Here is a 13,287-nt window from a genome sequence, read left to right on the forward strand (position 1 = left end):
ACGAGGAGGCTCGCCCCCGATGGCGAACTACACCGCTGCTGATGTGAAGCGGCTCCGGGAGCTCACCGGCTCCGGCATGATGGACTGCAAGAACGCGCTGGCAGACTCCGACGGCGATTTCGACAAGGCTGTCGAGGTGCTGCGCATCAAGGGCGCCAAGGACGTCGGCAAGCGTGCCGAGCGTGCGACCGCCGAAGGTCTGGTCATCGCCAAGGACGGCGTCATGGTCGAGATCAACTGCGAGACCGACTTCGTCGCCAAGAACGCCGAGTTCCAGCAGCTGGCCGACGCGATCGTGACCGCGGCCGCCGCGGGCAAGCCGGCCGACCTGGACGCCCTCAAGGCGCTCAAGCTGACCGACGGCACCGTTGACGACGCCGTGCAGGCGCTGTCGGCCAAGATCGGCGAGAAGCTGGAACTGCGTCGCGTCGTGTCCTTCGACGGCCCGGTCGCCACCTACCTGCACAAGCGTGCTTCGGACCTGCCGCCCGCCGTCGGCGTGCTGGTGGAGTACGAGGGCACCGGCGACGGCGCTGCCGACGCCGCGCGTGCCGCAGGCATGCAGGTCGCCGCGCTCAAGGCCAAGTACCTGACCCGCGAGGAGGTGCCCGCCGATGTCGTCGACAACGAGCGTCGCATCGCCGAGCAGACCGCGCGCGAAGAGGGCAAGCCCGAAGCCGCGCTGGCGAAGATCACCGAAGGCCGCGTGAACGGCTTCTTCAAGGACGTCGTGCTGCTCGAGCAGTCCGCCGTCACCGACTCCAAGAAGACCGTCAAGGCGCTTCTGGCAGAGGCGGGCGTGAACGTGAAGCGTTTCGCTCGTTTCGAGGTCGGCCAGGCCTGATCCGCCTGAACTCCACGAAAAGCCTCTTCGGCGCGGTGTGATGCCGCGCTGGAGGGGCTTTCCTCGTCGATCGACCGACCCCACTTCTGGGTGACCGCAACCTGATAGGGCAGGATGGATGCCGCCTGCTCGCCCCGCTCTCGACCTCGCCGAAGGAGACCGACACCCATGACCGACCCGGGTAACGACCGCCCTGGATACCACCGGGTGCTGCTCAAGCTGGGTGGGGAGATGTTCGGTGGCGGCGGGGTCGGCCTCGACCCCGATGTCGTGCAGACGGTGGCCGAGCAGATCGCCGAGATCGTCGAGACCGGCGTGCAGGTGGCCGTGGTGATCGGCGGCGGCAACTTCTTCCGCGGCGCCGAGCTGGAGGAACGCGGCATGGAGCGGGCCCGTTCCGACTATATGGGCATGCTCGGCACCGTGATGAACAGCCTTGCCCTCCAGGATTTCCTTCAGCAGCAGGGTGTGGACACCCGCGTGCAGACCGCCATCACGATGGGCCAGGTCGCCGAGCCCTACCTGCCGCTGCGCGCCAAGCGCCACCTCGAGAAGGGCCGCGTCGTGATCTTCGGCGCGGGCATGGGCATGCCCTACTTCTCCACCGACACCACCGCTGCCCAGCGCGCGCTGGAGATCGGCGCCGATGTGGTGCTGATGGCCAAGGCGGTCGACGGCGTGTTCGACGCCGACCCGCGCGTCGAGCCGAACGCGAGCATGTTCACCGAGATCACCCACAAGGAAGTGATCGAAAAGGGCCTGAAGGTGGCCGATGCCACCGCGTTCAGTCTCTGCATGGACAACCAGATGCCGATGCTGGTGTTCAATTTGTTGATCAAGGGCAATATTGCCCGCGCGGTCGCCGGTGAACCCATCGGCACCCTGGTTCGGTCGTGACCCCGCACCCGCGGACGATGACGATGACGACGCTGTGGAGGATTCGGTCGTGATTGATGAAGCGCTCTTCGATGCCGAAGAGAAGATGGACAAGGCCGTCACGGTAGCGAAGGACGACCTGGGCAGCATTCGTACCGGTCGCGCCAATCCGGGCATGTTCACCCGCGTGCTGATCGAGTACTACGGCTCGCTGACGCCGATCACCCAGGTCTCGAGCATCACCGTGCCCGAGCCGCGCATGGTCGTGATCAAGCCCTACGAGCAGAGCTCGCTCGGCCTGATCGAGAACGCCATCCGCAACTCCGACCTCGGCGTGAACCCGACCAACAACGGTGACATCCTGCGCATCTCGGTGCCGCAGCTCACCGAGGAACGTCGCCGCGAGATGGTGAAGATGGCCAAGAGCAAGGGCGAGGACGCCAAGGTCTCGATTCGCAACGTCCGCCGCAAGGCGATGGACGAACTGAGCCGCATCCAGAAGGATGGCGAAGCGGGTGAGGATGAGGTCGGGCGCGCCGAGAAGGAGCTCGACAAGACCACCGCCAAGTACGTGACCCAGGTCGACGAGCTGGTCAAGCACAAGGAAGCCGAACTGCTCGAGGTCTGAGCGCCAGATCTCGCCAGTCCCGCTCGTGCGGGGGATGAACGGAACGACGAGTTGAGCGACGGGACAATCGTGGCCGAAGACGCCGCCGCCACCGGGGCGGCACCGGATCCCATGCCGGACACGGTCGAGGCGACCGCGACCGCGGCCTCGCCGCAGGACGAGCAGCCGCCTGCCCCGACGTCACGGGCCGGGCGCAACCTGCCCGCGGCGCTGGCCGTCGGGCTGACGCTCGGGCTGTCGCTGATCGCGATCCTGCTGTTCGTTCCGAAGGTGTTCATCGCGGTCGCGGGGCTCGGCGTTGGTGTCGCGACCTGGGAGGTCACCAAGCGGCTGCGCGAAGCAGACGTGCTGGTGCCGCGGATTCCGCTGCTGGTGGGCGGTCAGGCGGTGTTCTGGCTCGGCTGGCCGTGGGGGGCCGGCGGGGTGCTCGGCGCGTTCGCCGCCACCGCGCTGGTGTGCATGGTGTGGCGCCTGTTCGACCACGGACTCAGTACCGCGCCGAAGAACTTCCTGCGTGACACCGCGATCGCCGTGTTCACCCTCACCTGGATCCCCCTGCTTGCCTCGTTCTCGACGTTGCTGCTTCTCGAACCCGACGGCAACCTGCGGGTACTCACGTTCATGATCCTGGTGGTGTGCTCCGACGTCGGCGGCTATGTCGCCGGTGTGCTGTTCGGCAGGCATCCGATGGTGCCCGCGATCAGCCCGAAGAAGTCGTGGGAGGGGTTCTGCGGTTCGCTGGTGTTCAGCGTGATCGGCGGTCTGCTGACCGTCACTCTGCTGCTCGAGGCCAACTCGATGATCGGTGTGGTGCTCGGTGTCGGTCTGGTGGCCGTGGCGACCATCGGTGACCTGATCGAGTCGCAGATCAAGCGGGAACTCGGCATCAAGGACATGGGGACGCTGCTGCCGGGACACGGCGGCATCATGGATCGCCTCGACTCGATGCTGCCCTCGGCGTTCGTCTCCTGGCTGGTCCTCAGCGCGCTGATCTGAGCGTCACGGCCTCTTGGCGGCGTGCCGCAGTTGCAGGATGCGAACCCCGCCGACCAGGCCCATCACCAGCGCGCCGGAGATCACCGACAGCAACACGGTGACGCCGAGCGGCAGTTCGAAGTGCCAGAACAGCAGGTTGGTCCGGACCTTGTCGAGATTCTGGATGATGAAGATCAACAAGACGATGCCGAGCAGGGCCGCGGCCAGCAACGCGATCCAGGTGTAGCCGGTGCGCGATCCGTGCACGGCGTCGTGCGGGACCGGTGCGGGTTTGGTAGCAGGCTTCGCAGGTTCGGTGGGCTTGCTGTGCTTGCCGGTGAGATCGGTCGGCGGCGGGTCGTGTTCGGCCGGTGACGCACCGGATTCTGCGTGTGTACTCATAGTCCGATCATTGCCGACTGCTATGGCTCGTGCACGCATCTTGTCGATAACGTTGCCCGGCGTGGTGAGCACGACGGCGCGTTTGGGACAATGGTGAAACTATGGCCATCTCCCTGCCCCTCGTGTTCGATGCCCCGCGCCGCGGCATGCCGCCGCGTCACCTCGCCGATCTCGACTCGGACGAACGCAAGGCCGCGGTGCAGGAGCTGGGTTTGCCGAAGTTCCGGGCCGATCAGTTGGCCCGTCAGTACTACGGCCGATTGCAGGCCGATCCGGCGCTGATGACCGACCTGCCCGCCGACGTACGCGCGAAGGTCGGCGAGACGCTGTTCCCACCGCTGCTGTCGGTGGTGCGCAATATCGCCTGCGACGAGGGCGATACCCGCAAAACGCTGTGGAAGGCGCACGACGGGACGCTGTTGGAGAGCGTGCTCATGCGCTACCCCGACCGCAATACGCTGTGCATTTCCAGCCAGGCCGGGTGCGGTATGGCGTGTCCGTTCTGTGCGACCGGGCAGGCGGGACTCACCCGCAACCTGTCGACCGCGGAGATCGTCGACCAGGTGCGCGCGGCCGCGGCCGATTTGCGCGACGGCGAGGTGCACGGTGGTCCGGGCCGACTGTCCAACATCGTGTTCATGGGGATGGGCGAGCCGCTGGCCAACTACAAGCGGGTGGTGAACGCGGTTCGCCGGATCACCTCGCCCGCTCCCGACGGGCTCGGCATTTCGCAGCGATCGGTGACGGTGTCGACCGTCGGCCTCGCGCCCGCGATCCGCAAGCTGGCCGACGAGGACATGTCGGTGCGCCTCGCGGTGTCGCTGCACACCCCCGACGACGAACTGCGTGACACCTTGGTGCCGGTGAACAACCGCTGGTCCATCGCCGAAGTGCTCGACGCCGCACGCTATTACGCCGACAAGTCCGGGCGGCGTGTGTCGATCGAGTACGCGTTGATCCGCGATATCAACGATCAGCCGTGGCGGGCGGACCTGCTCGGCAAGAAGCTGCACAAGGCGCTGGGCCCGCTCGTGCACGTGAACCTGATCCCGCTCAACCCGACACCGGGCAGCGAGTGGGATGCCAGCCCCAAGCCGGTCGAGAAGGAGTTCGTGCGCCGCGTGATCGCCCAGGGCGTGTCGTGCACGGTGCGCGATACCCGCGGCCAGGAGATCGCCGCCGCCTGCGGTCAGCTCGCCGCCGAGGGCTAGGCGTATCTACGCGGCGCCGATCAGACGATGCTGATCGGCGCGATGAAGTCGTCGTAGGGGAGTGGGCCCGCGACGAAGGCGTTGACCGACATGAAGTTCAGGGTGATGTCGCCGCCGTGGTTGTCCAGGAAGGCGATGTCGGAGGCGTCGCGGCCGGTGGCGATGCGAACCAGGCTCGAGCGCGGCGCGAGGCCCGTCGGGTCGTAGGTGTGCCACCTGCCGTCGATGTAGGCCTCGCAGACGGCGTGGAAGTCCATCGGCACGCAGCCCGGCGCGTAGACCGCGGCGACCCTGGCGGGGACGCCGACGGCGCGAAGCAACGCGACCATCAGGTGCGAGAAGTCGCGGCAGACGCCGGTGCCGGACAACAGCGTCTCCACCGCGCCGTCGATGGGCGTGCTGCTGCCAGAGACATAGGTGATTCGTCGACCGATCCACGACGAGACGCGGTTGGCCACCTCGGGATCGGCTATGCCGTAACCGAATTCGGCCGCAGCGAAGCCGAGTAGCTTGTCCGACTCGGCGTAGCGGCTGGGTCGTCGGTACAGCGCGAGGTCGTAGTCGGAGGGCGGCTCGAGAACGGCGGTGCCGAGAACTGTCGCCTGATAGTCGATGCGGAGGGTGCCCGCACGCACGTCGAGCACGTGGATCCGGGAACCGTGCGCGCCCACCACTTCGCGCGGCGTGAGGAACTCGCCGTTGAGCGAGCATGTCATGGACTCGATCAGGTCGAGCCCGGGCTGGCGGGCGACAGCGATCTGACACTGCAGCACCGAATCGGCATGGACCGCGACCTCGAGGCGAGCGGAAACATCACGTTTCACGCCCACAGACTGACAGGCAAATCGAAATCAGGCGAACCGAACCGCTCGAGCGGGTTGCGGCCCAGGCGTTATCGTCGCGGGACCGGATCGACGCGTGCGTCCGAGATCGTTGACTATGGCGCACGAAACAGCCTCTGTCACAGTCACTCTCGAGCTCGAAGCCGGGAACGCCTCACTGATGATCCTCGGCAAGATGCTCGGTCCGACCGGCGTCCCACCCTTCGAGGTCAAACGACGATACGACGCCGCGACAGCGGAACGGCGCGGCGAGATCATTCCCGCCGTCATATCGATCGACGCCCGCAAACGCTGGACGATGCGGCTGAAAACCCCACCGACGGCATCCTTGATCCGGAAGGCTCTCGGCCAACCGGGCTCCCCACAGCCCGGCCACAAACCCGTCGGCGCGCTCAGCCGGGACCAATTGCGCCGCATAGCGATCCGTAAACTGCCCGATCTGAATACGACCGATGTGGAGGCGGCGATGCGCATCGTCGCAGGCACCGCGCGGTCGATGGGTGTGCGGGTCGAGGAGTGAGCTGAGGCCGTGACGGGTCCTCGGGACTTGCGCCGTTAGGGTTGGTGGCGGTCGTCTGCGCGGTTATCCGCCGGCGGCCGGGGAACTGATTCAGCGGACAAACGGGGGACCATGCTTGCGACGGGGGACGTCTTCGCCGGGTACGCGATCGAGCGGCAGCTGGGGCGTGGCGGAATGGGGTCGGTGTATCTGGCCAGGCATCCGCGCCTGCCACGGCAGACCGCGCTCAAACTACTGAACCCGGAGTTGTTCGCCGACAACGAGATTCGCGCCAGATTCGTACGCGAGGCCGACCTCGCCGCGCGACTGGAGCACCCCAACATCGTCACGGTATACGACCGCGGCATCGATGACGGGCGCCTCTGGATCAGCATGCAGTTCGTCGACGGCGTCGACGCGGCCACCATCGAACACCCCGTCGCAGCCGAGCGTGCCCTGCGCATCATCGAGGGCACCGCGGCGGCGCTCGACCACGCGCACCGCAACGGTGTTCTGCATCGCGACGTGAAACCCGCCAACATCCTGCTCGCTGATGTCGACGGCAAAGAACGCGTCCTGCTCACCGACTTCGGCATCGCCCGCCCCCGCGACGACGTCCACCACCTCACCCAAACGGGCTCGTTCACCGCCACCCTCGCCTACGCCGCCCCCGAACAACTCACCGGCGCCCACCTCGACCACCGCGCCGACCAGTACGCACTGGCCTGCACTCTGTACTCGTTGCTCACCGGCGTCTCCCCGTTCGATGCGACCAACCCCGTCATGGTCATTCAGGGACACCTCCAGACCCCGCCGCCGTCCCTGCACGTTCGCCGACCAGATCTACCCGCGGCACTGGACGCCGTCCTCGCCCGCGCCTTGGCCAAACGCGCTACCGACCGCTTCGACTCGTGTGCCGAGTTCGCGGCTGCCGCGCGGCGTGCACTCAGCGAAACCGGTGCGCAACCCACCGTGTTCGCCAGGCACTCGATGCCTCGAGTGCCGCAGCAGAGTCACCTCGCTCGACATCCTCAGGCGTCACACGCAGCTGTGCCCCAACAGTATTCGGGGTATGCGCGGCCCCCGTTCGCTATGCCCGCGCAGCCGAATCCAGGCCATCCGATGCCGGTGCGGCGACGTAGTCGGATGCCGATCGTCCTCTTGCTCGTGTTGGCGTCGGTACTCGGGGCCGGGTATTGGGTGTGGCAGGACAAGCAGTCCGCCCTCGCCGACTTCCTACAGCGATCACAGGGACACCAGGATCTAAACGCCCTACATGATGCCTTCCCACAGATGACGCCTGCCGGCTACAGTCACGGCCGCGGTTTCGGGGGTCGAAACTGCTCGGCCACGGTGAAGCCGCTGGGGTACGGCGATCCGTGGACGAAGACGTTCGACGGTTACGAGGCGCGTCGTACCTGCTCCGACCAGAAGATGGTCGATACCCACTATGCGTTCTACACGTACCCGACGGCCGAAGCCGCCGCTGCGGTTGTCGCACGGTTCCGTCAGGAAACGAAGGACCACGGCCAGTCGTCGACTGGTACTCGCACCGATGACCGCAGGGAACAATCCGCCAACGGTCAGTACAACGGCTCCGCGATTATCTCGACGTTCTCCGAACCGGCACGCGCCCGCTGGGTGCTGCTGTTCTACCGCGGTTCCGGCAGCACGCCGTTTCCGGGCCACACAGTGGAGACGAACATGCCGATCCTTGTCGCCGACGTCGCGAGCTTTCCGCTGGGCTGAGTTCACGCCCACCGATGCCTGCGACGTCGCGAACGGCGCTTTGGTAGGGTCCAGCCGTCGGACGAAGAGCGAGATTCGGGGGTCAGAATGGTTTCTGACGGGACGGTGTTCGCCGGCTACACGATCGACCGGCAGCTGGGTCAGGGCGGGATGGGGTCGGTGTATCTGGCCAGGCATCCGCGTCTGCCTCGGTGGACGGCGCTGAAGCTGCTGAATCGGGAGTTGTTCTCCGACAAAGAGATCCGGGCCAGGTTCGAGCGGGAAGCCGATCTCGTCGCCCAGCTCGATCACCCCAATATCGTGACCGTGTTCGATCGTGGGGTCGAGGGCGACCAGCTGTGGATCAGCATGCAGTACATCGACGGGATCGACGCCTCCTTGCTGGATCCGCACACGCTGCCGCCGGATCGGGCGCTACAGATCATCGGTGAGACCGCCGCCGCGCTCGACTACGCGCACCGCGCGGGTGTGCTGCACCGCGACGTGAAGCCCGCCAATATCCTGCTGGCGCGTTCCAGCAGCCAGGAGCGCGTATATCTCACCGACTTCGGCATCGCACGTCTGCGCGACGATTCGGGTCACCTGACCGAGACCGGCTCGTTCACCGCCACGCTGGCCTACGCCGCGCCCGAGCAGCTCACCGGCGCCGCCCTCGATCACCGTGCCGACCAGTACTCCCTCGCGTGCACGCTGTACACGCTGCTGACCGGCAGCGCACCCTACGAATCGACCAGTCCGGCCGCGGTGATCACCGGTCATCTGCAAGCACCTCCACCCCCGGTGAGTCCGCGTCGCGCGGGTCTGCCGCAGGTGCTCGACGCCGTGATGGCTCGTGCGCTGGCCAAGCGACCCGCTGACCGGTTCACCTCGTGCGAGGAGTTCGTCGAGGCAGCTCAGCGGGCAGTGCGCACCGGAACCACGGGTGCCCGCCCGCTCGCCCGCCCCACCTCGGGTGCGCACGCTCAGCCGTTCGTCGGCATGCAGCCCATGCGCTCGGTGAGTTCGACGGGCACGCCCATCCCGCAGTACAACCCCGCGCCGATGCCCCCGCGAGCGCCGCAGCCGCAGTACGTGCCCGCGCCGCAGTATTGGCAGCAACCGGCCCGGATACCGAATCCGCCGCCACAACGAGGTGGCTGGGGATCGGCCCTCGGCGCCTATGCGCTCGTCCTGGTCGTGATCATCGTGGTCGCCGGAGTGATCGCGCTGCTGACAAACCTCTGATCGGCCCGCCGAGCTGATCGGAGGGTGCCATATTCTGGTCAGAATGAGCGACTTCGACGTCACCGCCGCCGACTCCATCGACCTCGACCGGTTGCGTCGTTTCGTCGCCGTGGCCGAGGAGTTGCACTTCGCGCGCGCGGCCAAAGCCCTGCGGATTCCGCGGCAGGCACTGAGCGCCACCGTGATCGAGCTGGAGGAAGAACTCGGCACCCGCGTCTTCGTGCCCGGCGCCTCGCCCACCCAGCTCACCGACGACGGCGACGCTCTGCTCGCGCGCGCCAGAGACCTGATCCGAGTGCAGGAGCAGGCCGATCGGGAGCAGAAGCCCGACGCGCCCGCGAGCCTGCGGGTGGGGTTCGTGCCGGGGGTGACGGTGTCGAAGTGGGCGCGGATCTGGGGTGAACGCCTGCCGGACCATCCGCTCGAGGTCGTCGGCGTCGCGCAGGGCGAGCAGGAATCGGCGCTGCGCGAGGGCCGCATCGATCTGTGCTTCGTCCGGTTGCCCATCGACCGGACGGTGACGAACGCGATCGCGCTGTGGCAGGAAACGCCCGTCGCGGTCGTGCGGAAGGACGATGCGCTGTCGCTGCTGGAGTCGATCAGCCCAGCGGATCTGGTCGACGAGACGATCCAGGACAGCGCCGATCTCGATCAGGCCGTCGACACCCTCGCCCTGCTCGCCGCCGTCGGTGGCGCGGCGATCATGCCGCAGTCGATCGCTCGCCTGCACAATCGCCGAGACCTCGTCTACCGCCCGATCAGCGACACCGAGTTCACCGAGATCGCCCTGGCCTGGCCCGCAGGGTCCGACAGTGATCTGCTCGAGGAGTTCGTCGGCATCGTGCGCGGTCGGTCGGCCAACAGCTCGCGCGGCGGCGTGGCGGAACCGGAACAGCGCGCCGCGGCTCCCGCTCGCAAACCGGCGGCGAAGAAACCCGCCGCCAAGAAACCGGCGCCGAAGAAGCCTGCCGCGCGCGGTCGCAAGCCGGCCCGCCGCGGCCGCTGACACACGAAAACGCCTGCGGCGAAAAGTGATTGCCGCAGGCGGGGACGTTCTCGGGCGAGGAGCTACCTCGGCATACGCCGGGTGAGCGAGTCCCCGACCAGGATGAGCGCCATCAGGCCGGCCAGTCCGACGAGGAAGATGTCTTCGACGTGGCCCTGGTGGTTGCCGATGGTCATCGCGAGCAGGGCCACGATGACCACCCAGGCCGCGATGCGGAAGGTCTTGCGCGACTCACCGCTCCAGCCCCATGCTGCCGAGGGCACCTCGGCGGGGTCGACGCTGGTGGCGACGGCACGCTCGGTGCTGGCTTTATCGAGGTCCGTGGCTGCCACGATCGCTCCTAAGGGCTCGAGTTCTGGTTGGGCGAGTGAGCATATCGTGGCATACGACCGTCCGTCGTAGCCAGCAGCCCTGCCACAATGGGCCCGTGTCCCACCCCACAACGCGTGCCGCGCACGACAGGTCCCCGTCCACCGATCGGGTGAAGGTGCTGCTTCTCGGCAGTACCGGGTCGATCGGTACCCAGGCGCTCGAGGTGATCGCCGCCAATCCCGACCGCTTCGAGGTGGTCGGCCTGGCGGCGCGCGGCGGCAATCCCGCCCTGCTCGCCGAGCAGATGGCGGCCACAGGCACCCGCAATGTCGCCGTCGCCGATCCCGCCGCCGCCCAGGCGCTCGATCTCGAGCTCGGCGGCCCGGACGCGGTGACCGAACTGGTCCGCCGCACCGACGCCGACGTCGTGCTCAACGCACTGGTCGGTTCGCTGGGGCTGGAACCCACCCTGGCCACGTTGCAGGCAGGGACCCGTCTCGCGCTGGCGAACAAGGAATCCCTGGTGGCGGGCGGCTCCCTGGTGACGCGCGCGGCCGCACCCGGCCAGATCGTGCCCGTCGACTCCGAGCACTCGGCGCTGGCCCAGTGCTTGCGCGGTGGTCGCGCCGAGGAGGTCGACCGCCTCGTTCTCACCGCGTCGGGCGGACCGTTTCGCGGCTGGACCACCGAGATGCTCGAATCGGTGAACCCCGCCGAGGCGAAAACCCACCCGACCTGGTCGATGGGCCCCATGAACACCCTGAATTCGGCCTCACTGGTCAACAAGGGCTTGGAGTTGATCGAGACGCACCTGCTCTTCGGCGTGCCCTACGACCGCATCGACGTCACCGTCCACCCCCAGTCGATCATCCACTCGATGGTCACCTTCGTCGACGGCTCGACCCTCGCCCAGGCCAGCCCCCCTGACATGAAACTGCCCATCGCCCTGGCGCTCGGCTGGCCCGACCGCATCCCCGGCGCGGCCGCGGCCTGCGATTTCGGCACCGCCTCCACCTGGACCTTCGAGCCGGTCGACGACGAGGTCTTTCCCGCGGTCCGCCTGGCCCGGCAGGCGGGTGAAGCGGGCGGCAGCGTGACCGCGGTCTACAACGCCGCCAACGAGGTCGCCGTCCAAGCATTCCTCGACGGCAAGATCACCTTCCCCGCCATCGTGCGCACCGTCACCCGCGCGGTAGAGGCCGCCGACCGTTGGCACGCCGAACCCGATACCCTGGACGACGTCCTCGCGGCCGACCGCTGGGCAAGGGAGTACGCCGCGAAGACCATCGACGGCGAAACGACGACCTGACCTAACGACTACAACGACACCACCACGTTTTCGGCCGCCCCGGATCCGAGGGGCGAGACGGAACGCCGAAGGCGCAGTATCGCCCCTCGGATTCGGGGTTACGAGGCCGAAAACCCGCGGCGCCAGCCGCCAAGAACACAGGAGTCACATGGTTTTCGCGCTCGGGTTCGCACTGTTCGCTCTCGGCATCACGATTTCGATCGCGCTGCACGAGTGCGGGCACATGTGGGCCGCGCAGGCCACCGGCATGAAGGTGCGCCGGTACTTCATCGGCTTCGGGCCGAAGGTGTTCTCGTTCCGTCGCGGTGAGACCGAGTACGGGCTCAAGGCACTGCCGTTGGGCGGTTTCTGCGATATCGCGGGCATGACCGCACTCGACGAGCTGGAGCCGGAGGAAGTCGACCGGGCGATGTATCGCCAGTCGACCTGGAAGCGCCTCGTCGTGATGTTCGGCGGCATCGGCATGAACTTCCTGCTCGGGTTCATCCTGCTGGTGGCCCTGGCGATCGGCTGGGGTCTGCCGCAGCTCGAGCAGCCACCGGAGACCGCGCTGGGCACCATGAGCTGCGTCGCGCGGGAGACCCCCGAGAAGACCCTCGCCCCCTGCACCGGCGACGGACCCGCCCAGCGCGCCGGATTGCAGCGTGGTGATGTGGTGAAGGCCGTGAACGGCGTCGAGGTGAGCACCTGGGCACAGTTCCAGGCCGAAACCCAGAAGCAGACCGGCACGTTCACCTACAAGGTCGAACGCGGCGGCAACACGCTGACGGTCTCGGTCACTCCGGAGCGGGTCGTGCGCTCGCCCAAGGAAGGCCCGAGCCGAGAGGTGAGCGCGGTCGGTGTCGGCCCCGACTTCGCCGAGCCGAAGCAGTACGGCCCGATCGCCGCGATCCCGGCCACTATCTCGTTCACCGGTGATTTCTTCGTCGAGACGGTGAAGTCGCTGGCGAAGATGCCGCAGAAGGTGTCGGCGCTGTGGGAAGCGGTCACCGGCGGCGAGCGCGACCCGGAGACCCCGGTCAGCGTCTACGGCGCCAGCCGCATCGGTGGCGAGACCGCCGAGCGTGGCCTGTGGGGCATGTTCATCCTGGTCCTGGCCAGCCTGAACTTCTTCCTCGGCGCGTTCAACCTGCTGCCCTTGCTACCGCTGGACGGTGGGCATATCGCGGTGGTGCTCTACGAGAAGATCCGGAACACGATCCGTGGCTGGCTCGGCAAGGCCCCCGGCGGTCCCGTCGATTACCTCAAGCTGCTCCCGGTGACCTATGTGGCGGTAGTGATCGGTGGTGCGTTCATGCTGCTGACCTTGGCCGCCGACATCGTCAACCCGATCCGGCTGCCGTGACAGCGAGATGACCGGTGTCGTGCCCCTCACAGGGCGCCCGGTCACCCTGCGCGACTAAGCTCGGC

At 67.4% G+C, this 13,287-nt stretch carries 14 protein-coding genes; 11 read left to right on the top strand and 3 right to left on the bottom strand.

Annotation, left to right across the window (positions count from 1 at the left end; all coding sequences use genetic code 11):
* Positions 1-19: 19 nt before the first annotated feature.
* From tsf to IBJ82_RS01665, 4 genes are all read left to right on the top strand, one after another.
* On the top strand, positions 20-844 hold the full coding sequence (tsf, locus tag IBJ82_RS01650; protein ID WP_194824176.1) for a translation elongation factor Ts: 825 nt from the start codon (positions 20-22) through the stop codon (positions 842-844).
* A gap of 168 nt (positions 845-1,012) precedes the next feature.
* A complete protein-coding gene (pyrH, locus tag IBJ82_RS01655; RefSeq protein WP_194824177.1) occupies positions 1,013-1,741 on the top strand; it encodes a UMP kinase in 729 nt (242 codons plus the stop codon).
* Between the two features lie 49 nt (positions 1,742-1,790).
* On the top strand, positions 1,791-2,348 hold the full coding sequence (frr, locus tag IBJ82_RS01660; protein ID WP_056815675.1) for a ribosome recycling factor: 558 nt from the start codon (positions 1,791-1,793) through the stop codon (positions 2,346-2,348).
* 111 nt (positions 2,349-2,459) lie between these two features.
* Entirely contained in the window at positions 2,460-3,344 is an 885-nt protein-coding gene (locus IBJ82_RS01665; protein WP_228536551.1) for a phosphatidate cytidylyltransferase, read from the top strand.
* Positions 3,345-3,347: 3 nt separating this feature from the next.
* Here the strand turns inward: IBJ82_RS01665 and IBJ82_RS01670 are convergent, their stop codons facing one another.
* Positions 3,348-3,725 carry a lipopolysaccharide assembly LapA domain-containing protein gene (locus IBJ82_RS01670; RefSeq protein ID WP_194824179.1) on the bottom strand — a complete coding sequence of 126 codons (378 nt, stop codon included), beginning with the start codon at positions 3,723-3,725 and terminating at the stop codon, positions 3,348-3,350.
* Positions 3,726-3,826: 101 nt separating this feature from the next.
* On the opposite strand from IBJ82_RS01670, the gene rlmN reads away from it, so the two are divergent.
* On the top strand, positions 3,827-4,936 hold the full coding sequence (rlmN, locus tag IBJ82_RS01675; RefSeq protein ID WP_194824180.1) for a 23S rRNA (adenine(2503)-C(2))-methyltransferase RlmN: 1,110 nt from the start codon (positions 3,827-3,829) through the stop codon (positions 4,934-4,936).
* Positions 4,937-4,956: 20 nt separating this feature from the next.
* Here the strand turns inward: rlmN and IBJ82_RS01680 are convergent, their stop codons facing one another.
* Entirely contained in the window at positions 4,957-5,760 is an 804-nt protein-coding gene (locus IBJ82_RS01680) for a transglutaminase family protein (protein ID WP_194824181.1), read from the bottom strand.
* A gap of 115 nt (positions 5,761-5,875) precedes the next feature.
* On the opposite strand from IBJ82_RS01680, the gene IBJ82_RS01685 reads away from it, so the two are divergent.
* The 4 genes from IBJ82_RS01685 (at position 5,876) to IBJ82_RS01700 (ending at position 10,256) form a co-directional block, all read left to right on the top strand.
* Positions 5,876-6,298, top strand: coding sequence for an uL11 family ribosomal protein (locus IBJ82_RS01685; RefSeq protein WP_194824182.1), 423 nt, complete (start codon positions 5,876-5,878; stop codon positions 6,296-6,298).
* Between the two features lie 111 nt (positions 6,299-6,409).
* The gene (locus tag IBJ82_RS01690) at positions 6,410-8,026 is read left to right on the top strand and encodes a serine/threonine-protein kinase (protein WP_194824183.1); all 1,617 of its coding nucleotides are present in this window, start codon (positions 6,410-6,412) and stop codon (positions 8,024-8,026) included.
* 87 nt (positions 8,027-8,113) lie between these two features.
* Entirely contained in the window at positions 8,114-9,250 is a 1,137-nt protein-coding gene (locus IBJ82_RS01695) for a serine/threonine-protein kinase (RefSeq protein WP_194824184.1), read from the top strand.
* A 43-nt stretch (positions 9,251-9,293) separates the two neighbouring features.
* On the top strand, positions 9,294-10,256 hold the full coding sequence (locus IBJ82_RS01700) for a LysR family transcriptional regulator (protein ID WP_194824185.1): 963 nt from the start codon (positions 9,294-9,296) through the stop codon (positions 10,254-10,256).
* Between the two features lie 62 nt (positions 10,257-10,318).
* On the opposite strand, the gene IBJ82_RS01705 is transcribed toward IBJ82_RS01700, so the two are convergent.
* A complete protein-coding gene (locus IBJ82_RS01705) occupies positions 10,319-10,588 on the bottom strand; it encodes a DUF2631 domain-containing protein (protein ID WP_194824186.1) in 270 nt (89 codons plus the stop codon).
* 95 nt (positions 10,589-10,683) lie between these two features.
* Here IBJ82_RS01705 and dxr point away from each other — a divergent pair, with 95 nt between their 5' ends.
* Positions 10,684-11,877 (top strand): 1-deoxy-D-xylulose-5-phosphate reductoisomerase, encoded by a 1,194-nt coding sequence (gene dxr, locus IBJ82_RS01710; RefSeq protein ID WP_194824187.1) that lies wholly within the window; start codon positions 10,684-10,686, stop codon positions 11,875-11,877.
* 148 nt (positions 11,878-12,025) lie between these two features.
* A complete protein-coding gene (locus tag IBJ82_RS01715; protein WP_194824188.1) occupies positions 12,026-13,222 on the top strand; it encodes an RIP metalloprotease in 1,197 nt (398 codons plus the stop codon).
* The last annotated feature ends 65 nt before the right edge of the window (positions 13,223-13,287 follow it).

Origin of the sequence: Nocardia sp. XZ_19_231 (assembly GCF_015355705.1) — a bacterium.
Classification (GTDB): domain Bacteria; phylum Actinomycetota; class Actinomycetes; order Mycobacteriales; family Mycobacteriaceae; genus Nocardia; species Nocardia salmonicida.

Coding starts and splice junctions, on each gene's coding strand:
- IBJ82_RS01700 (WP_194824185.1), top strand. CDS start 9,294: ATGAGCGACTTCGACGTCACCGCCGCCGACTCCATCGACCTCGACCGG.
- IBJ82_RS01685 (WP_194824182.1), top strand. CDS start 5,876: ATGGCGCACGAAACAGCCTCTGTCACAGTCACTCTCGAGCTCGAAGCC.
- IBJ82_RS01695 (WP_194824184.1), top strand. CDS start 8,114: ATGGTTTCTGACGGGACGGTGTTCGCCGGCTACACGATCGACCGGCAG.
- IBJ82_RS01670 (WP_194824179.1), bottom strand. CDS start 3,725: ATGAGTACACACGCAGAATCCGGTGCGTCACCGGCCGAACACGACCCG.
- pyrH (WP_194824177.1), top strand. CDS start 1,013: ATGACCGACCCGGGTAACGACCGCCCTGGATACCACCGGGTGCTGCTC.
- IBJ82_RS01665 (WP_228536551.1), top strand. CDS start 2,460: ATGCCGGACACGGTCGAGGCGACCGCGACCGCGGCCTCGCCGCAGGAC.
- IBJ82_RS01690 (WP_194824183.1), top strand. CDS start 6,410: ATGCTTGCGACGGGGGACGTCTTCGCCGGGTACGCGATCGAGCGGCAG.
- IBJ82_RS01715 (WP_194824188.1), top strand. CDS start 12,026: ATGGTTTTCGCGCTCGGGTTCGCACTGTTCGCTCTCGGCATCACGATT.
- rlmN (WP_194824180.1), top strand. CDS start 3,827: ATGGCCATCTCCCTGCCCCTCGTGTTCGATGCCCCGCGCCGCGGCATG.
- tsf (WP_194824176.1), top strand. CDS start 20: ATGGCGAACTACACCGCTGCTGATGTGAAGCGGCTCCGGGAGCTCACC.